This window comes from Bacillus sp. T33-2 (assembly GCF_002860205.1).
GTDB lineage: Bacteria > Bacillota > Bacilli > Bacillales > Cytobacillaceae > T33-2.
The window spans coordinates 32,921-51,566 of the sequence record NZ_PGVB01000008.1 but is presented as its reverse complement, the minus strand read 5'-3'; the positions used below and the strand labels follow the sequence as shown (position 1 = coordinate 51,566).

At 45.0% G+C, this 18,646-nt stretch carries 19 protein-coding genes and 3 other annotated features; of the genes, 17 read left to right on the top strand and 2 right to left on the bottom strand.

What is annotated here, in order from left to right; all coding sequences use genetic code 11:
* The first annotated feature begins 140 nt into the window (after nt 1–140).
* The 12 genes from CVD19_RS05740 to CVD19_RS05685 all read left to right on the top strand — a co-directional run bounded on the left by CVD19_RS05740 (nt 141) and on the right by CVD19_RS05685 (nt 10,692).
* Complete coding sequence (locus tag CVD19_RS05740; protein ID WP_101580910.1) at nt 141–1,175, top strand: glyceraldehyde-3-phosphate dehydrogenase; 1,035 nt, start codon at nt 141–143, stop codon at nt 1,173–1,175.
* A 360-nt stretch (nt 1,176–1,535) separates the two neighbouring features.
* Nucleotides 1,536–1,916: an adenosylmethionine decarboxylase gene (gene speD, locus CVD19_RS05735; RefSeq protein WP_101580909.1), complete on the top strand. Its 381-nt coding sequence runs from the start codon at nt 1,536–1,538 to the stop codon at nt 1,914–1,916.
* Nucleotides 1,917–2,047: 131 nt separating this feature from the next.
* Entirely contained in the window at nt 2,048–2,449 is a 402-nt protein-coding gene (locus CVD19_RS05730) for a hypothetical protein (RefSeq protein ID WP_101580908.1), read from the top strand.
* Nucleotides 2,450–2,529: 80 nt separating this feature from the next.
* Nucleotides 2,530–2,988: a transcriptional regulator NrdR gene (gene nrdR / locus CVD19_RS05725; protein ID WP_101580907.1), complete on the top strand. Its 459-nt coding sequence runs from the start codon at nt 2,530–2,532 to the stop codon at nt 2,986–2,988.
* An 84-nt stretch (nt 2,989–3,072) separates the two neighbouring features.
* Nucleotides 3,073–4,482, top strand: coding sequence for a replication initiation and membrane attachment family protein (locus CVD19_RS05720; protein ID WP_101580906.1), 1,410 nt, complete (start codon nt 3,073–3,075; stop codon nt 4,480–4,482).
* Between the two features lie 16 nt (nt 4,483–4,498).
* The gene (gene dnaI / locus CVD19_RS05715) at nt 4,499–5,428 is read left to right on the top strand and encodes a primosomal protein DnaI (protein WP_101580905.1); all 930 of its coding nucleotides are present in this window, start codon (nt 4,499–4,501) and stop codon (nt 5,426–5,428) included.
* 165 nt (nt 5,429–5,593) lie between these two features.
* Nucleotides 5,594–6,466, top strand: coding sequence for a putative sporulation protein YtxC (locus CVD19_RS05710; protein ID WP_101580904.1), 873 nt, complete (start codon nt 5,594–5,596; stop codon nt 6,464–6,466).
* 60 nt (nt 6,467–6,526) lie between these two features.
* Nucleotides 6,527–6,785, top strand: a binding site (T-box leader).
* A 72-nt stretch (nt 6,786–6,857) separates the two neighbouring features.
* Nucleotides 6,858–8,792 carry a threonine--tRNA ligase gene (gene thrS / locus CVD19_RS05705; RefSeq protein ID WP_101580903.1) on the top strand — a complete coding sequence of 645 codons (1,935 nt, stop codon included), beginning with the start codon at nt 6,858–6,860 and terminating at the stop codon, nt 8,790–8,792.
* Between the two features lie 188 nt (nt 8,793–8,980).
* Nucleotides 8,981–9,112: a sequence feature (ribosomal protein L20 leader region), on the top strand.
* A gap of 123 nt (nt 9,113–9,235) precedes the next feature.
* Nucleotides 9,236–9,739, top strand: coding sequence for a translation initiation factor IF-3 (gene infC, locus CVD19_RS05700; RefSeq protein WP_142383507.1), 504 nt, complete (start codon nt 9,236–9,238; stop codon nt 9,737–9,739).
* Nucleotides 9,740–9,756: 17 nt separating this feature from the next.
* Nucleotides 9,757–9,957 (top strand): 50S ribosomal protein L35, encoded by a 201-nt coding sequence (gene rpmI / locus CVD19_RS05695; RefSeq protein WP_101580901.1) that lies wholly within the window; start codon nt 9,757–9,759, stop codon nt 9,955–9,957.
* 35 nt (nt 9,958–9,992) lie between these two features.
* Entirely contained in the window at nt 9,993–10,352 is a 360-nt protein-coding gene (gene rplT / locus CVD19_RS05690) for a 50S ribosomal protein L20 (protein WP_101580900.1), read from the top strand.
* Nucleotides 10,353–10,413: 61 nt separating this feature from the next.
* Nucleotides 10,414–10,692, top strand: a complete 279-nt coding sequence (locus CVD19_RS05685; RefSeq protein WP_101580899.1) for a DUF1294 domain-containing protein — start codon at nt 10,414–10,416, stop codon at nt 10,690–10,692.
* Between the two features lie 207 nt (nt 10,693–10,899).
* Here CVD19_RS05685 and CVD19_RS05680 read toward each other — a convergent pair whose 3' ends face one another.
* Complete coding sequence (locus CVD19_RS05680) at nt 10,900–11,292, bottom strand: sigma-w pathway protein ysdB (RefSeq protein ID WP_101580898.1); 393 nt, start codon at nt 11,290–11,292, stop codon at nt 10,900–10,902.
* A 731-nt stretch (nt 11,293–12,023) separates the two neighbouring features.
* On the opposite strand from CVD19_RS05680, the gene CVD19_RS05675 reads away from it, so the two are divergent.
* Together CVD19_RS05675 and CVD19_RS05670 are read left to right on the top strand one after the other, a co-directional pair.
* A complete protein-coding gene (locus CVD19_RS05675) occupies nt 12,024–12,515 on the top strand; it encodes a dUTP diphosphatase (protein WP_101580897.1) in 492 nt (163 codons plus the stop codon).
* A 72-nt stretch (nt 12,516–12,587) separates the two neighbouring features.
* Nucleotides 12,588–13,673, top strand: coding sequence for a M42 family metallopeptidase (locus tag CVD19_RS05670; protein ID WP_101580896.1), 1,086 nt, complete (start codon nt 12,588–12,590; stop codon nt 13,671–13,673).
* 35 nt (nt 13,674–13,708) lie between these two features.
* Here the strand turns inward: CVD19_RS05670 and sspI are convergent, their stop codons facing one another.
* Nucleotides 13,709–13,918: a small acid-soluble spore protein SspI gene (gene sspI / locus CVD19_RS05665; RefSeq protein ID WP_101580895.1), complete on the bottom strand. Its 210-nt coding sequence runs from the start codon at nt 13,916–13,918 to the stop codon at nt 13,709–13,711.
* Nucleotides 13,919–14,041: 123 nt separating this feature from the next.
* Between sspI and CVD19_RS05660 the strand changes: the two genes are divergently transcribed.
* The 3 genes from CVD19_RS05660 to pheT all read left to right on the top strand — a co-directional run bounded on the left by CVD19_RS05660 (nt 14,042) and on the right by pheT (nt 18,626).
* Complete coding sequence (locus tag CVD19_RS05660) at nt 14,042–14,797, top strand: TrmH family RNA methyltransferase (protein WP_101580894.1); 756 nt, start codon at nt 14,042–14,044, stop codon at nt 14,795–14,797.
* Nucleotides 14,798–14,858: 61 nt separating this feature from the next.
* Nucleotides 14,859–15,096 (top strand) — a binding site (T-box leader).
* Between the two features lie 65 nt (nt 15,097–15,161).
* A complete protein-coding gene (gene pheS / locus CVD19_RS05655) occupies nt 15,162–16,199 on the top strand; it encodes a phenylalanine--tRNA ligase subunit alpha (protein ID WP_101580893.1) in 1,038 nt (345 codons plus the stop codon).
* A gap of 12 nt (nt 16,200–16,211) precedes the next feature.
* Nucleotides 16,212–18,626, top strand: coding sequence for a phenylalanine--tRNA ligase subunit beta (pheT, locus tag CVD19_RS05650; RefSeq protein WP_101580892.1), 2,415 nt, complete (start codon nt 16,212–16,214; stop codon nt 18,624–18,626).
* The last annotated feature ends 20 nt before the right edge of the window (nt 18,627–18,646 follow it).

Here is an 18,646-nt window from a genome sequence, read left to right as displayed (position 1 = left end):
TGCGGGCTCTTTTTTCCTTTCAACTATTATTCTTACCAAAAAATGTGTATTTTTATTTGGCGCATCCAAATATTAATATGTTATACTAATTGTGAACAAAGGGTTAATAAGTATAACATTTATGCGGAAGGGGCCGTGCAATGAAAGCGAGAATAGCGATTAACGGTTTTGGGAGAATAGGCAGAATGGTGTTCAGAAAAGCCATTCTTGAAAACAATCTTGAAGTTGTGGCCATTAATGCCAGTTATCCGGCTGAAACATTGGCGCATCTGATAAAATATGATTCTAATCACGGACAATTTACCGGAGAAGTCATTCCGGCTGACAATGCAATTATAGTTAACGGCAAACGTGTCCAGCTGATCAGCAACCGGAACCCAGCCGAACTTCCATGGAGAAATTTGAATATTGATATTGTCATAGAAGCTACAGGAAAATTTAATTCGCGTGAAAAAGCAAGCCTCCATTTAGATGCGGGGGCTAAAAAAGTAATATTGACCGCCCCGGGAAACAATGAGGACGTCACCATTGTCATGGGCGTCAATGAACAAGTGTTAAACATCAATGAGCATGATGTCATTTCAAATGCTTCTTGTACAACCAATTGCCTTGCCCCAGTGGCAATGGTGCTTGACAGCCAGTTTGGAATTGATAACGGTTTAATGACGACCATCCATTCATATACGAATGACCAAAACAATATTGACAATCCACACAAAGACCTGCGCCGGGCCCGGTCTTGCGCTCAATCGATCATTCCGACATCCACCGGTGCCGCAAAAGCATTATCACTTGTCCTTCCTCAATTAAAAGGAAAGCTGCACGGAATGGCCTTGAGGGTGCCGACACCCAATGTGTCCCTGGTTGACCTCGTGGTCGATTTAAAGCGCGAGGTAACGGTTGATGAAATTAATGACGCCTTTGAAGCTGCTTCAAATGGCAAGCTTAATGGAATTCTGGATTTTTCGGCCGAGCCGCTCGTTTCCATCGATTTTAATACCAATGAGCATTCCGCCATCATTGACGGTCTTTCGACAATGGTCATCGGTGCCAAAAAAGTCAAAGTGCTCGCCTGGTATGACAATGAATGGGGATATTCGTGCCGTGTTGTCGATCTGGCAAACCATGTGGCCTATGCATTGTCACGTTCTAAATCTGCTGCCAAAGTCGGTTAACCGTCTATAAATATTGTAAAAAACTTTTCGCTTATCGGCAGGCTCCGATGGGCTTTTTTATTTCTCCGGGCATGAACCAACACACATTGAATGCTGTATGATAATTCGAACAGTGTATTATTTTATGGTGAATTTTTTTGTTCCAGCCATCCAAATCGCACTTTATAAAATTTTTCTGTATATGTTGCAAAAAAAATATAAAGGAAGTATACTATTCCTCGTGAACTTCTTATAAGGTACCTCTTAGCTACTTAAAGGGTTAGGACCTCTCTGGACTAACTTTCCCCCGTGGTAGTTAACATACCGGCTGTTGATAAGAATTTCATTTATCAGTCAATAAGTTAGAGGGGGAAATTGAATATGGAAACTATGGGTCGTCACGTTATTGCTGAATTATGGGGCTGCGATTTTGATAAGTTAAATGACATCGATCAAATCGAGCGAATCTTTGTTGGAGCTGCACTTAAATCCGGTGCTGAAATCCGCGAAGTGGCTTTCCATAAATTCGCGCCTCAGGGTGTAAGTGGAATGGTCATTATTTCAGAGTCCCACTTGTCAATACACAGTTTTCCAGAGCATGGCTACGCCAGCATAGATGTTTATACATGCGGCGACTTAAATCCGAATATTGCGGCTGACTACATTGCTGAAGCGTTAGGAGCGCAAACTCGCGAGAACATCGAAATCCCTCGCGGCATGGGACCTGTCCGTGTTAAGCAGGCACAGGCCAAAGCTCTTTAATAATTCGATGGCTATCAATGAAATGATGAGGGGTGTATATCATACACACCTCTTTTTTAATTATTTTGATTTACCTCTTCAAACGAATTTTTTTGTAATACAATATACGTATAAGAGCTGGAGGAAAACAAATGTCTTTTTTTCGATCATTAGCCATCCGTTATCAAAAGCTTTGTGAAACAGGTGAAAATCACCGTGATCCACAGTTGAAAACAAGATATTATAAAGCGAACTTCAATCAAGTATTCCAAACGGTCGAACAGCTTCTTAAGGAACAAAATGGAAAGATAACCAATGTTTCTAAAGACCATGGGGAAATTGCCGCTGAGACCAACAGCGGATTTCCAGCTTTCATTGTCGCCACAATTATCACAACGAAACCATTTGAGACAGCGGTCGATTTTAACATTTCGACTGACCGGTTTTCCCCTGCAGGCATATATCCTGCCTTGAAAAAGGAAGTGCTCCGCCTATACGGAAAGCTTGACAAAGCCCATACTTTTGTTGGCTCTGGAAAAAATGGAAATGTATAGAGCTACTTGTACATATACGGTCTTTTTTATAAGATAGAATAGAAGTAGTTCAGTACGAAAAAAATCCGGAGCTGATTTTGATGAAATGCCCAACATGCCAGAATAATTCGACCCGGGTGCTTGATTCCCGGCCAGTTGACGAAGGAAGGTCAATCCGCCGGAGACGAGAATGTGAATCATGCGGATACCGGTTTACCACTTTTGAAAAAGTGGAAGAGATTCCACTTATAGTCGTTAAAAAGGATGGAACAAGGGAAGAGTTTAACCGGGAAAAACTGTTAAGAGGACTGATTAAAGCCTGTGAAAAACGTCCGGTTGCTTTAAAGGAACTGGAGGATATTGCCTCAGAGGTTGAAAAGGAGCTTCGTAACCAGGGGATTTCAGAAGTGAAAAGTGAAGCTGTCGGTGAAATGGTGATGGACAGGCTGGCAAAGGTGGATGAAGTGGCATATGTCAGGTTTGCTTCTGTGTACCGCCAATTCAAAGACATCAACGTGTTCATCGACGAATTAAAAGAATTAATAAAAAAAGAGCAGTGATCACGGAGCTGAAGGGAAAATGCCTTAGCTCTTTTTTTACTAGCAGCTCATGCGCTGTATTCAGAGAAGAAAGGTTTGAGGGGAATGGCACAGCATTGGCAGGAAATTTTGCCGGTAGACCAGTATAGTGTCACGGCAAGCGGGTTGTTGAACGATTATGATCGGAAGGTGCTTACTTTTTTATACCAGCCCCTTATTGGGCCTGTCTGTTTAAGCCTGTACATGACCCTCTGGACCGAATTGGAAGAAAACCGGCTCTGGTCGGAAGCTGCTTCCCACCACGGATTGATGACGATTATGGACATGAATTTGAAGGAAATATATAATGCCCGTTTAAAGCTTGAGGGCATGGGCCTTTTAAAGGCATTTATGAAAAACGGCGAAGAGGGACGTGCCTTTATTTATGAATTACAGGCTCCTCTTACCCCTGAGCAATTTTTTCTTGACGGGCTCCTTAATATCTATTTGTACCGCAAAGTGGGCAGGAACCAGTTTTTAAGAATGAAGCGATTTTTCAGCATAAAGAAGAACAGCGGCGCAGAAGAGGAATATGTAAATATCACAAGAGCTTTTCAGGATGTTTACATTTCATCCGCCTCACCAGACGCCCTTAAGTATAATAAGGAAACCGCGGATGATCTTGGGGCTGCCGATGGTTTTGCTTTTATAGGAAGACAGGACGCTGAAGGGGTCAGGCTGGATGATTCTTTCTTTAATTTTGATCTGTTAACGGCGGGCCTCAAGGAATCTTTGCTGCCTGGCAAGGCATTAAACCAGAGAGTGAGAGAAGCGATCAGCAATCTTGCCTTTTTATACGGGATTGATGCAATGCAGATGAAAAATATTGTGTTAGGGGCACTTTCACCAGAAAATGAAATTGATATTGAAGAATTAAGAAAAGCCGCCCGGGACTGGTACCAATTTGAGAATCAGGACCAGCTGCCATCATTGCTTGATCGCGTCCAGCCTGTTAAGCATAAACAAGAGCCGGCACAGCTGGAAACGCAAGAGGAAAAACTGATCCATTACCTCGAGACCACTTCCCCACGCCAGCTGCTGATCGATATTTCCGGAGGGGCTGAAGCGTCAAAATCCGATTTGCAGATCATTGAGGATGTCATGTTCAAGCAAAAACTTTTGCCGGGAGTCGTGAATGTCCTGGTTCAATATGTTATGCTCAAAACGGATATGAAGATGACTAAAGGCTATGTCGAAAAAATCGCCAGCCATTGGGCCCGCAAGCAGATTAAAACGGTAAGGCAGGCAATGGAACTTGCAAAGCTTGAGCACCGCCAGTATCTTGATTGGGCTGAAGGCAAGAAAACCCAGCCAGCACGTGGGAACCGGAAACCTGTAAGAAAAGAACTGCTTCCTGATTGGTTTGAACAAGCCCGCAAAGGCGAGATTGATAGAAAGCCTGAAGCTGCAGACGAAGATTTTGATTTTGAAGCAGAAAAGAAGCAGCTTGAGGAAGAGTTGAAAAATTTGAAATAGGGGAGGTGCCCTTACGTTGCAAAGCATTAATGAGACGCTTAGAAAACTGGCAAACAACCAGAATTTTCAGGAGCGTTATGAAGCAAAAAAGGAAGAAGTCATGTCTGATCCGCATATTCAGGAGTTTTTACGGAAACACGGGGATCGCGTAACACCGGAAATAATAGATCAAAGCTTGACCAAACTGGACGAGTTTTCTGGCCAGAGCAAGGGCTGCGGGAATTGCGAAAGTCTCTCAAACTGTAAAAATATGATCCAGGGATATGAACCAAAGCTAGTGCTGAACGGAAATAATATTGATATTAAATACGACCGCTGCCACAAAAAAGTGCTTCATGATGAAAGGCAGAAGCATGAACGGCTGATTCAAAGCATCTTTGTACCGAAAGAAATCCTGAACGCCTCCCTGACTGACATGGATATCGACCCTGGCAGGCTGAAAGCAATAAAAGCGGCAAAGGATTTTGTTAAAAATTATTCCCCGGGCGCAAAGCAGAAAGGCCTTTATTTATTCGGTCCGTTTGGAACCGGTAAATCGCATTTGCTCGGTGCTCTCGCAAATGAACTTGCCAAAAAACAGGTCAGCTCACTGCTTGTTTATGTGCCTGAATTCTTCCGTGAAATGAAAAGCGCGATCGGTGACCACACTGTAAGCGAGAAACTGGAGATCATAAAAAAGGCCCCGGTCCTCATGCTGGACGATATTGGCGCGGAAACGATGAGCGGCTGGGGACGGGACGAGGTACTGGGGACCGTGCTCCAGTTCAGGATGATGGAAAACCTTCCGACTTTCTTTACATCGAATTTTGATTTAACTGGGCTGGAACACCATCTGACCCATAGCCAACGGGGCGAAGAAGAGCAATTAAAAGCTGCCAGGATCATGGAAAGAATCAAATATCTTGCCGTGCCGGTTAAAGTGGATGGCAGGAACCGCCGGTCTTGATGGGCCGAAGGTGCGTAATAATTGTAAAACCACAGTTGACAGCTGTGGTTTTTTGTATCAAATAGCCATAAGCAGGCAAGGTGAATTGTCCTGTGCCTGTGCTTCTAAATTGAACAAGTTCCCCATATATATTTAATCAGAGATTGGATTATAGGGGGGATTTGGTTGGTTGAAATCATCTTCCAAAAACACCAGGATGCCTTAAAACTTCAGGAAATGCTTAATGGCTGCCTGGCATCATTTCTGGAACACTGCGAAATTCTTCTTGACGGAGAACGCAACAAAGTAAAAATCCCTGTCAAAAAGCTGTCGGCAGCGGCTTTGAATAAAGTGAAGCAAGGATTTTTTGAATTTATCATATTAACAAAACGGGATGAATGGTGCAGAACAATTCTTTCTGAAAACTATTTTTTTACAGATCCTGAGGAGCAGGGGCAAATCCTGGATATCCTTTATTCTGTTTTAGAGGGGAACCGAAAGGAACTTGCCGGGTTTTTTAAGGGATTGTCAGATGAACGTACTTTAATGGCGGCAATTGATGAATTGTTTTCCAAAAAAATCACGTTTTCTTTTGACTCTTTTGTCATGTTCCGGTTGAAATCGTACATTGAACAGCTAGGCAGCTATTTAAAGGTGGCAATCGATGAATTTAAAATGGAGCAGGATTACCAGATGTTCGTGCAGACGCTGCGTGAATTCCTCGTGGGCAGACCTGCCCAATTCAGCCATCTTCACTTGGTAATAAAAGAAGAAGCAGCTTTTTACAACGAGTTCTTTGAAGAAATAAAGAGGAGTGACATTGTAAAAACGATCGATCGCAAGCTAGTTGCCAATCATCCTGTTTATGTGGATTCCGTGACGATTGCCCCATTGCTTTCAACCGCACCCACCACCATCTTCCTTTATTCCAACGACCCGGAGCAGCCTCTTGTGCGGACGATCAAAAACATTTTTGAGGAACGGGTTAAAGTGTTTCCGATAGCGCTGTTTTATGAATGCCAGGCTGCCATTTTATCTGAACCATATGAAAAAATGTAACAGCGCACTTGATTTTCGGTACATTACAAACTATAATAACGTACATAATTATATGATAATGCAAAAGTCTTGATGAGGACATGGGCATTCTAGTTTGGTTTGCAGAGAGGGAAGGCAGGGCTGAAACCTTCCTAACAGAATAGAAGTGCTTACCGCCTCTGAACTTCAGCAATGAAAGCAAGCAGCCGGGAAATGTTCCGGTTCGCGCAAGTATTTGCTGGCGGCAGCAGCCGTTATCTGAACCAGAGCCGTTTTTAAACTGATGTGTTTAAAAATGGAAAATTGGGTGGAACCGCGTGTGAGTAAACTCGTCCCTTTTTTGGGGACGGGTTTTTTTATTTTTTCGCGGGGTCGTCTTATCATTGGCTTATGCAAATAAGGAGGAAAAGTGATGGAAGACGTTGTAAAAATTACGTTTCCTGATGGAGCAGTCAAGGAGTTTCCTAAAGGTACGACAACTGAAGATATCGCGGCATCAATCAGCCCGGGCCTCAAGAAAAAGGCTCTGGCGGGGAAAGTGGACGGTAGCTTGTATGATCTTCGGCGTCCAATCGGAGAAGACGGGGCAATCGAAATCATTACCCAGGACAGGGACGAGGCACTGGAAATCCTTCGCCACAGTACAGCCCACCTCATGGCCCAGGCAATCAAGCGGCTTTTCAAAAATGTTAAGCTTGGGGTTGGCCCGGTGATTGAAGGCGGTTTTTATTACGATATTGATTTGGAAGAATCGCTCACTCCGGAAGATTTGCCTGCCATTGAAAAAGAAATGGCTAAAATCGTAAAGGAAAATCTCGATGTTGTCCGTAAAGAAATCAGCCGTGATGAAGCTGTCCGGCTGTACAAGGAAATCGGGGATGAATATAAGCTTGAGTTAATTGAAGCGATACCGGCCGATGAAACTGTAACAATATATGAACAGGGTGAGTTTTTTGATCTGTGCCGGGGCGTGCATGTCCCTTCCACCGGAAAAATTAAAGAATTTAAGCTGTTGAGCATCGCAGGTGCATACTGGCGCGGCAACAGCGACAACAAAATGCTGCAGCGCATTTACGGTACAGCCTTTTTCAAAAAAGAGGATCTAGATGAGCACCTACGCCTCCTAGAGGAAGCAAAAGAACGCGACCATCGCAAGCTCGGGAAAGAGTTGAGCCTGTTTACAAACAATCAGCTCGTTGGGCAGGGACTGCCGCTCTGGCTTCCAAAGGGTGCTACAATTCGCCGCGTGATTGAACGGTATATTGTGGACAAGGAAGTCAGCCTAGGTTATGACCATGTCTACACACCAATCATGGGCAGCGTGGATCTTTATAAAACTTCCGGACACTGGGACCACTACCATGAGGACATGTTCCCGGTAATGGATATGGACAATGAGCAGCTTGTCCTCCGCCCGATGAACTGCCCTCACCACATGATGGTCTACAAAAACAGCATCCACAGCTACCGGGAGCTGCCGATCCGGATTGCCGAACTGGGAACCATGCACCGCTACGAGATGTCTGGCGCATTGGCAGGCCTGCAGCGGGTGCGGGGAATGACATTGAACGATGCACACGTCTTTGTCCGTCCTGACCAAATCAAGGATGAATTCAAGCGAGTTGTGCAGTTAGTTCTTGAGGTTTATAAGGATTTCAACATAAACGACTACTCGTTCCGGCTGTCCTACCGCGATCCGGCCGATACAGAAAAATATTTTGACGATGACGCCATGTGGGAGAAAGCACAGAGCATGCTGAAAGAAGCGATGGATGACCTCGGCCTTGACTACTTTGAGGCTGAAGGGGAAGCCGCATTCTACGGGCCTAAACTTGATGTGCAAGTAAAGACAGCCCTCGGCAAGGACGAAACATTGTCGACTGTCCAGCTCGACTTCCTTCTTCCGGAACGCTTTGATTTGACATATGTCGGTGAAGATGGCAAACAGCATCGTCCTGTCGTCATCCACCGCGGAGTCGTCTCGACAATGGAACGGTTTGTTGCCTTCCTGATCGAGGAATATAAGGGGGCATTCCCTGCCTGGCTTGCGCCTGTCCAGGCCCAGGTGATCCCGGTTGCTCCCGATGTGCATTATGATTACGCCCGCCAAATTCAGGAGAGGCTGAAAGCAGAAGGCTTCAGGGTCGAGATCGACAGCCGTGACGAGAAGATCGGCTACAAGATCAGGGAAGCCCAAATGCAAAAAATCCCGTACATGCTTGTCGTGGGCGATAAGGAAATTGAAGAGAACGCAGTCAACGTCCGCAAATACGGGGAGCAAAAATCAGAAACAGTGCCGTTTGAAGACTTCCTGAAGGCATTTAAGGCAGTGGCAAAACGGGTGTAACAGGAAAGAGAGGGAAGTACGTTCCCTCTCTTTCTGAGTTTTTTTGATATGTAATGAGAATTTTTGAAAAACCACTTGATTCGTTTCAGCCTATTTGATACAATATTTTTCGTTGCTGCAAAAGAATGCATCGTTTGACATGGAAAAGTCTTTGTGATATATTAGCATAGGTAGTTGAATACGAGTTTGAGGAAAAGAAGAAGCACCCGCTTCTCACCTGATTGACGCAATTTAAGCAGTTGGCAGGTTTTACGGAAAATGGACTTATCTCATTTGTTTTCGTAAGTGTGGGTGTTTTATGCCCGCACTTTTTTATTTGCGACAAAGCTCGGGATGTAACAGTTCAAGCGTGTGCTTTCTGTTATAAATAATTATGTTGATTCTTGACCCAAACTTTTTGTATTCGTATTAAACCCTGGAGGTGGCTAACTATTAGCAAAGATATGCTGTTGAACGAGGGCATCCGTGCCCGTGAAGTTCGTCTCATAGACCAAAATGGCGAGCAGCTGGGAATTAAATCAAAAAATGAAGCGCTTGAAATTGCGGCGCGTGTGAATCTTGATCTTGTTCTTGTTGCACCGAATGCAAAGCCTCCTGTAGCCCGCATCATGGACTACGGAAAATTCAAATTCGAGCAGCAAAAGAAAGACAAAGAAGCGCGGAAAAACCAAAAAATCATTACAACTAAAGAAGTCCGCCTGAGCCCGACAATTGATGAGCATGACTTCAATACAAAGCTTCGCAATGCCATCAAGTTTTTGGAAAAAGGCGATAAGGTTAAAGCATCGATCCGTTTTAAAGGTCGTGCCATTACACACAAGGAAATCGGCCAGCGCGTTTTAGACCGTTTTTCTGCAGCATGCAAGGAAGTTGCTACCATTGAGTCCCATCCGAAGATGGATGGCCGGAGCATGTTCCTGGTTTTAGCACCTAAAAACGACAAGTAACAAGGAGGAAGTCCCCAATGCCAAAAATGAAAACACACCGCGGCGCTGCAAAGCGTTTTAAAAGAACTGGATCTGGCAAGCTGAAGCGTTCACACGCTTATACAAGCCACTTATTTGCCAATAAATCAACTAAGGCAAAGCGCAAGCTTCGCAAAGCAACACTTGTTTCTAAAGGCGATTTCAAACGCATCCGTCATCTATTGGACAACATTAAGTAATATCGAGCGATCGATTTATATAGGAGGAAAATGACATGCCACGTGTAAAAGGCGGTACAGTTACTCGCAGACGTCGTAAAAAAGTTCTTAAATTAGCTAAAGGTTATTTCGGTTCAAAACATACATTATACAAAGTTGCCAACCAGCAGGTTATGAAATCCTTAATGTATGCTTTCCGCGACCGTCGCCAGAAAAAGCGCGACTTCCGCAAACTTTGGATTACTCGTATCAACGCGGCTGCCCGCATCAACGGCCTTTCTTACAGCCGTTTAATGCATGGCTTGAAGCTTGCAGGCATCGATGTAAACCGCAAAATGCTTGCTGAACTGGCAATAAGCGACGCAAACGCATTTGCTGAACTTGCAAATGTTGCAAAGCAACAATACAATAAGTAATCAATTAAGCCATTCTCATGCATTGAGAGTGGCTTTTTAAGTTTTGGAGGAGGGGAACGCTATGACAAGCCTGCAATTTGTAGTAATCTATTTTATTTTTATGAATTTGCTGGGTTTTTACATAATGGGCGCCGATAAAAAGAAAGCACAGATGCAGCTGTACAGGATAAAGGAAAGCACGTTGTTCCTGGTGGCATTCCTGGGGGGAGCAATCGGGGCAACATTTGGCATGCAGTTTTACCGCCATAAGACGAAGCATCTTCAATTCAAGCTGGGGCTGCCGCTTCTATCGGTCTTGAATTTTGCTGGGTATTTGTATTTCATTCAACTTCTTAGATAAAAACCAAAAAGCAAGCCTAGTGAACGCGTGCTGATTTAAATTGGAGCAAGAAAAGAAAACTCGACGAAGGGGCCAATTTAGGAAATAAGTATAAGTGCATAAGGAAAATGCTACGCCAGCATAGGCGTAGCAGACTGAAAACTGTGCTTTTCCACGCCTCTGTCTTCAACCTTAGGGGCTCGCAATCGGCGAGTTCTTTACGCGATGCTAGAATGGCCGATCCTTTTCCATGAATTCTTTGATCGGGCTTTTCCAGTCGACTACGGCGTTTTGGTAATGGTCAAGGATTTTTCTTTCGATAAAAAGGAAATCTTCCCGGACGAGCCCCTTTAAAGAGGCAGTATTTCGCGGCCATACGAAGATGGAAACCACTTCAAAGGCATTATCGGTTGTCCCTAAGTATTTCTCGCCTTCAAAGAGAACTCCTTTGTATGTAACCAGGAAGTTTTTTCTGATATTGTTTTCGTCATCCAAAAAGAAATAGCGTTTCTGCTCATGGGCAAGCTCAAGCTTTCTTTTCGGGTCGATAACATATTTGACCATTCTATATAAAATAAACAAAATTAAGGCGAATAGCAGGAAGCGCACAAGCAACAACATGAAAAGCCCTCCATCTTCATTTTGTTTATTTACGGATAAGGAATAATTAAGTTTCATTGATTTTTCATTTCATTTATAATTTTTTGTATGTGCTGATTGAAAGGTGCTAAATGACTTTAGACAGACATACACAATTGCCTCATTAGGTCGAATGAAAGGCCATAATTGACTTTAAGCATTTACAATTGCTTGAAAAGGTGGAATACAAAGGTCCAAATCGACGTTATGGAGAAACAATTCCTTGAAAAGGTGGAATAGAAAGGCTCTAATCGACTTTTTGGAGAGATCATTGCTTTCAAACGTCGAATAGAAGTCTTCTAATCGACATAAGGGACCTACAATTCTTTGAAAAGATGGAATAGACAAGGCTCTAATCGACTTTAAGCAATTACAATTCCTTGAAAAGGTGGAATAGAAAGGCTCTAATCTTAAACAATTACAATTCCTTGAAAAGGTCGATTTGAAAGATTCTAATGAACTTCAGGGACCTACAATTCCTTAAAAAGGTGGAATAGAAAGGCTCTAATCGACTTTAAGCAATTACAATTTCTTAAAAAGGTCGATTTGAAAGATTCTAATCAACTTCAGGGACCTTCAATTATTTGAAAAGGTGGAATAGAAAGGCTCTAATCGACTTTAAGCAATTACAATTCCTTGAAAAGGTCGATTTGAAAGATTCTAATCGACTTTAGCTATATACAATTCCTGGAAAAGGTGAGGGAGGGGACAAATTGAACTTGGAAAAACTTTTAAGCATGCAAAAAGAGCTGGACAACCATATTGAGACAAAGCACGGGCTGCTAGCGGAGGATTTATTTGAAAAGAAAGTGCTTGCACTTCTCGTTGAACTCGGGGAATTGGCCAACGAAACGAGATGCTTTAAATTTTGGAGTGTGAAGCCTCCATCTGATTCCGCGGTCATTTTAGAGGAGTTTGTGGATGGTGTTCATTTCATTCTGTCGCTCGGCATAGAAGCAGGTTTTGATATCAGGGACTTGCCGATTGAAGAACCACTGGAGTCACTGGATATAAATGCCCAATTCCTGCAGGTGTATGAAGCAGCCGTGCGCTTCCGTGGCAGCCGCAGCCTGGAGGATTACCGAAACTTGTTCAGCGGCTATATCCAGCTCGCTTCTGTCCTTGGTTTTTCAAGTGGACAAATTGAAGAAGCATATATTAAAAAAAATGTAGTAAATTATGAAAGACAGTTGAAGGGTTATTAGCAGAATTTTTGTGCATCTTTGCAACTTCTTGTATAATGAATGGGCACTAAAATATTAAGGGGGTCGAAATAAGTGGCAAATTTAGATGAAACGTTAACGATGCTAAAAGATTTAACTGATGCGAATGGTATTCCAGGCAATGAGCGCCAGCCGCGCGAGGTAATGAGAAAATACATAGAGCCGTATGCTGATGAGATTACAACAGATGGGCTTGGAAGCTTAATCGCCAAAAAAGTCGGACAGGACGGCGGTCCTAAAATCATGGTTGCAGGCCATCTTGATGAAGTCGGTTTTATGGTTACTAGCATCGATGATAAAGGATTCATCCGTTTCCAGACTGTGGGTGGCTGGTGGTCCCAGGTCATGCTTGCCCAGCGGGTCACGATCGTCACAAATAAAGGCGATATTACCGGCGTCATCGGTTCCAAACCACCTCATATTCTTACGCCCGAAGCACGCAAAAAACCGGTGGAAATCAAGGACATGTTCATTGATATCGGCGCTTCAAGCAGGGATGAAGTAAAGGCATGGGGAGTCAGGCCCGGGGACATGGTCGTTCCTTACTTTGAATTTACTGTTATGAACAATGAAAAAATGCTGCTCGCCAAAGCGTGGGATAACCGGATTGGCTGCGCGATTGCAATTGATGTCCTGAAGCGGCTGAAAAACGAAAACCATCCGAACGTAGTATATGGAGTAGGGACAGTGCAGGAGGAAGTGGGGCTGCGCGGCGCCAAAACTTCGGCCCATCTCATTGAGCCGGACATCGCTTTTAGTGTGGACGTAGGTATTGCCGGTGACACACCGGGAGTTTCCGAGAAAGAAGCAATGGGAAAAATGGGAGAGGGCCCACAGATCATCCTTTATGATGCATCGATGGTTTCCCATAAAGGACTTCGCGATTTAGTCGTCGATGTGGCTGATGAACTGAACATCCCTTATCAATTCGATGCGATGCCTGGAGGCGGCACCGATTCTGGTTCGATCCATATTGCCCGCAACGGGGTTCCTGCATTATCGATCACGATTGCGACAAGGTATATTCACAGCCATTCATCAATGCTCCACAGGGACGACTTTGAAAACACCGTAAAGCTCATTGTCGAAGTGATCAAGCGGCTTGACAGACAAACCGTGGACAGAATTACGTTTGAATAAGAAAAGAAATCCTCCGTGCACCGGAGGATTTCTTTTTATTTATTCAGCCCGTTTTCCAACGCGGCAAGCATCTCTTTTTTGCTTTGCTCGGAAGAATGCTGCCAGATTACTTCAAATAAGAAACCAAGGCCAGGCAGCATTTTTTCCTCTCCGGATTGAATCGCGTCAATGATAGTGTCCTCAAGCTCTTCCTGTGAGTTGCCGGCAACATTCTGGTGGATGGCATGGCGTAAATTAATGTCCATTTGTACACACTCCTTTTAATTTCACTTCTTTCAATATGATTGCTAAATTTGGATTTAATATGTATATTAGTTAAGCTATTATTAGAAAACTGAGCGTGGCTTGCAATGGAAGGAGAGACGGCGTTGAAATACATTCAGTCTGTTAATAATCCCCAAGTGAAGCAATGGAAAAAACTCCTGGGCAGAAAAGAAAGGCAGAAAGCGGGTGCTTTTATCGTGGAGGGATTCCATCTCGTTGAGGAGGCACTATCGGCAGGGACGGACATAATCGAGATCATCGCCAGCGAAAAGGCTGAGATGCCGCAAAGCTGGGATTACGGAGACACAATAGTGACAGTAGTGACTGATGACATTGTCCGATTACTGGCTGACACAGAAACGCCTCAGGGTGTGTTCGCAGTATGCCGCCAGCCAAACATTTCAGACCTTCAGGGAAAAACATTTCTCCTCGTCGATTCTGTCCAGGATCCGGGCAACCTTGGGACTATGATCCGGACTGCGGATGCAGCCGGGATTGACGCGGTCATTGTCGGAACAGGCAGTGTAGATATATATAATCCAAAGGTTCTCCGGTCTGCCCAGGGAAGCCATTTTCATTTGCCCGTCGTAAGCGGTGATCTTTTTCGATGGCTTGAGCGGATGCGCCAGCATGGCATTCCAGTGTATGGGACAGCCTTGGAAAATGCCCGCGAGTACACAGAAATCGCCCCGGGGGATTCGTTTGCCCTGTTGGTCGGGAATGAGGGCAATGGCGTGAGGCAGGAGCTGCTGGATGAAACAACTGAAAACTTATTCATCCCCATTTTCGGCAAAAGTGAATCCTTAAATGTGGCGGTTGCCGCCGGGATACTATTATATTACCTAAAAACGGCCAAATAGGCTGGCTCTTTGTTGAAAACCGCCTGACATTATACTATAATAAACAGCAAATTGATTATTGAGAAAAACAATGACGGAGAAGAGTAGCTTGCCTGCTACCATTTAGGGAGAAAATGCCGAAGACTGAAAGCATTTTTATGGCGGGGGCACAGCGAAGTTCACCTCCCGAGTTGGCATCGGGACCATTATAAAAAATGTAAAGATGCACCGGCACACCGCCGTTATCCGAATGAAGCGAACATACAATGTTTCTGTGTGTTAATAAGGGTGGTACCGCGAAACCAAGCCTCGTCCCTTTTGTTGGGATGAGGTTTTTATTTTGCCTAAAAACAGGCTTTGGAATGTACAAAAAGGAGGATTTGAAATGCAGGAACGATTGAAGGAATTACAGGCAGAAGCCCTCGAAAAAGTGGGCAGCGCTGCTGACCTGAGAGAGCTGAATGAAATCCGGGTCGCTTACCTTGGTAAAAAAGGGCCGATCACTGAAGTTTTAAAGGGCATGGGGAAGCTGTCTGCAGAAGAAAGGCCAAAGATGGGGGCCCTGGCTAATGAAGTCAGGGACCGAATCTCCGGTAAAATTGAAGAAAAACAAATACAGCTTGAAGAAGAGGCCGTGAAGCTTCAGCTGGCTTCCGAACAAATAGATGTTACCCTGCCAGGAAGGCCGGTCAGAACAGGGAACCGCCATGCTTTGACCAGAATCGTCGAAGAGATTGAAGATCTGTTCATTGGCATGGGCTACACGATTGCAGAAGGGCCGGAGGTAGAGAAAGACTATTACAATTTTGAAGCGCTGAACCTGCCGAAGGACCATCCAGCACGTGACATGCAGGACTCCTTTTATATCACCGATGAAATTCTGCTTCGTACGCAAACGTCACCAGTACAGGCGCGGACAATGGAAAAACACCACGGCAAAGGACCAGTGAAAATCATTTGCCCGGGGAAAGTGTACCGGCGTGACAATGATGATGCGACTCACTCCCATCAATTTATGCAGATTGAAGGGCTGGTTGTCGATGAACATATCCGCATGACTGACCTGAAAGGAACACTTCAAGTGTTTGCGAAAAAAATGTTCGGCGAGGAAAGGGAAATCCGGCTGCGGCCAAGTTTTTTCCCATTTACAGAACCTTCTGTTGAAATGGACATTTCCTGCTATAAATGTGGCGGGCATGGATGTAATTTATGCAAGCACACTGGCTGGATTGAAATATTGGGCGCAGGCATGGTCCATCCGGCCGTGCTTGAGATGTCCGGCTTCGATTCGAAAAAATATACCGGGTTTGCATTTGGAATGGGTGTAGAGCGGATTGCCATGCTTAAGTACGGAATTGATGATATACGCCATTTCTATACAAACGATATTCGTTTTTTAAAGCAATTTTCCACAAATGAATAGGAGGATAAAACCATGTTGGTATCATATAAATGGCTGCAGGATTATGTTGACTTAAACGGGACGTCAGCCGAAGATCTGGCTGAACAAATAACAAAAAGCGGCATTGAAGTCGAAGGCGTTGAAAAGTTAAACGAGGGGTTAAGCGGTGTGGTTGTCGGACACGTGCTCGAATGTGAAAAACATCCGAATGCTGAAAAGCTGAACAAATGCCTTGTCGACCTTGGTGAAGGTGAGCCAGTGCAAATTATTTGCGGGGCCCGGAACGTCGCAAAGGGCCAGAAAGTAGCGGTTGCGAAGGTCGGGGCCGACCTTCCTGGGAATTTTAAAATTAAACGGGCGAAGCTGCGCGGGGAAGAATCAAATGGGATGATTTGTTCACTCCAGGAGCTTGGCATCGAAGGAAAGCTCGTGTCGAAAGAGTTTGCTGAAGGTATCTTCGTTTTTCCAGAAGACACGCCGGTCGGTGAAGATGCACTGGCATTGTTAAACAGGGACGATCAAATACTGGAACTTGGGCTTACACCAAACCGCGCGGATTGCTTAAGTATGCTCGGGGTGGCTTACGAAGTTGGGGCAATCCTTGGGAATGAAGTCAAGCTCCCGGAGCCGGACGCTGAAACAGCATCTGAACAGGCAGCAGATTATATCAGCGTAACTGTAGATGCAAAGGAAGATAATCCACTTTATGTGGCGAAAGTAATCAAGAATGTCAAAGTCAAGCCATCGCCGTTGTGGATGCAGACCCGCCTCATGGCAGCAGGAATCCGGCCGCACAATAATATAGTCGACATCACCAATTACATTCTTCTTGAATACGGCCAGCCGCTTCATGCCTTTGACTACAACCGCTTGGGGTCAAAGGAAATACTTGTAAGGCGCGCTAAAAATGGTGAAGTGATAGTAACGCTGGATGATGTAAAACGTACGTTGACAGAGGATCATCTTATCATTACAAACGGAATGGAACCGGTGGCTCTTGCTGGAGTCATGGGCGGTGCCAATTCCGAGGTTCAGGCAGATACGACAACGGTTTTGCTTGAATCCGCATATTTTACCGGCGGTGTCATCCGGAAAGCTTCAAAGGATCATGGTTTAAGAAGCGAAGCAAGTGCGCGCTATGAAAAAGGTATCGACCCGGCCCGCGTCCGCGCAGCTGCTGAAAGAGCCGCAGCCCTGATGGCGGAGTATGGCGGCGGGGAAATCCTGGCAGGCTCTGTTGAAGCTGACAGCCTTGACGTCAAGCCTGCAGTCGTTTCTGTCACACTTGAAAAAATCAACCGTATCCTTGGAACAGAGTTAAATTCTACACAGGTAGAAGAAATATTTAACCGGCTTCGATTTGAGACGGTGGAAGACAATGGGACCTTCACTGTGACAGTTCCAACACGCCGCGGCGATATCACGATTGAAGAGGATTTGGTTGAAGAAGTGGGCCGTTTGTTTGGGTATGACAACTTGCGGACCACGCTCCCGGTCGGTTCATCCACACCGGGGCATCTTACTGCTTATCAGCAGAAGCGCCGGACCGTCAGAAGTTATTTGGAAGGGGCGGGTCTGTACCAGGCCGTTACCTATTCTCTTACAAGCGAAGAAAATGCAGCCCAGTTTGCACTCGAAAATCGGGCGCCAGTGCAGCTTGCCATGCCTATGAGTGAGGATCACAGTGTTTTGCGGTTAAGCATAGTGCCGCAGCTCCTTGAAGTCCTGAAATATAATACAGCCCGCCAGAATGACAGCATCGCAGTTTATGAAACAGGGGCTGTGTTCTTATCCAACGGCCAAGAGGATCTTCCGGAAGAGCATGAACATGTGGCCGGGGCAGTAACCGGGCTTTGGGAAAACCATCCGTGGCAGGGAGAAAAGAAGCCGGTCGATTTCTTTGTTTTAAAAGGAATTCTTGAAGGGCTGTTCGCGAAACTCGGGCTTCTCGGCCGTATCGAATTCAGGCAGGCCCAACTGGACGGGATGCATCCAGGAAGGACTGCACAGGTCTATCTGGATGGAAATGCACTGGGGTTTGTAGGGCAAATCCACCCGACTGTGCAAAAATCGCTCGATTTAAAGGAAACCTATGCGTTCGAGCTTGACCTGAAAACACTGCTTGAAGCGGACACTCCTGCGCTCCAGTATGCCATGATTCCGCGGTACCCGTCGATCACAAGGGATATTGCGCTTGTCGTGGATAAGGAAAAGGCTGCAGGAGAGCTTGAGAAGATTATTGTCGAAGCTGGCGGTTCGTTATTGAAAGAAGTCCATGTTTTTGATCTATATGAGGGAGAGCGCATGGAAGAAGGCAAAAAATCCATCGCCTTTACATTGAAATACCTTGACCCTGAAAAGACTTTAACCGACGAAGATGTAGCAAAAGCCCATGATAAAGTGCTGAACGCTGTCAAAGAACAGGCAGGCGCTCTATTGAGGGGATAGTGTAGCAAAAAGGCAGCCCA

Excerpts from the sequence above, each read along its gene's own strand:
- pheS (WP_101580893.1), top strand. The coding sequence starts at position 15,162 with ATGCAGGAACGATTGAAGGAATTACAGGCAGAAGCCCTCGAAAAAGTG.
- sspI (WP_101580895.1), bottom strand. The coding sequence starts at position 13,918 with ATGGACATTAATTTACGCCATGCCATCCACCAGAATGTTGCCGGCAAC.
- CVD19_RS05730 (WP_101580908.1), top strand. The coding sequence starts at position 2,048 with ATGTCTTTTTTTCGATCATTAGCCATCCGTTATCAAAAGCTTTGTGAA.
- CVD19_RS05720 (WP_101580906.1), top strand. The coding sequence starts at position 3,073 with ATGGCACAGCATTGGCAGGAAATTTTGCCGGTAGACCAGTATAGTGTC.
- pheT (WP_101580892.1), top strand. The coding sequence starts at position 16,212 with ATGTTGGTATCATATAAATGGCTGCAGGATTATGTTGACTTAAACGGG.
- speD (WP_101580909.1), top strand. The coding sequence starts at position 1,536 with ATGGAAACTATGGGTCGTCACGTTATTGCTGAATTATGGGGCTGCGAT.
- rplT (WP_101580900.1), top strand. The coding sequence starts at position 9,993 with ATGCCACGTGTAAAAGGCGGTACAGTTACTCGCAGACGTCGTAAAAAA.
- nrdR (WP_101580907.1), top strand. The coding sequence starts at position 2,530 with ATGAAATGCCCAACATGCCAGAATAATTCGACCCGGGTGCTTGATTCC.
- infC (WP_142383507.1), top strand. The coding sequence starts at position 9,236 with ATGCTGTTGAACGAGGGCATCCGTGCCCGTGAAGTTCGTCTCATAGAC.
- rpmI (WP_101580901.1), top strand. The coding sequence starts at position 9,757 with ATGCCAAAAATGAAAACACACCGCGGCGCTGCAAAGCGTTTTAAAAGA.
- CVD19_RS05680 (WP_101580898.1), bottom strand. The coding sequence starts at position 11,292 with ATGTTGTTGCTTGTGCGCTTCCTGCTATTCGCCTTAATTTTGTTTATT.
- thrS (WP_101580903.1), top strand. The coding sequence starts at position 6,858 with ATGGAAGACGTTGTAAAAATTACGTTTCCTGATGGAGCAGTCAAGGAG.
- CVD19_RS05740 (WP_101580910.1), top strand. The coding sequence starts at position 141 with ATGAAAGCGAGAATAGCGATTAACGGTTTTGGGAGAATAGGCAGAATG.
- CVD19_RS05685 (WP_101580899.1), top strand. The coding sequence starts at position 10,414 with ATGACAAGCCTGCAATTTGTAGTAATCTATTTTATTTTTATGAATTTG.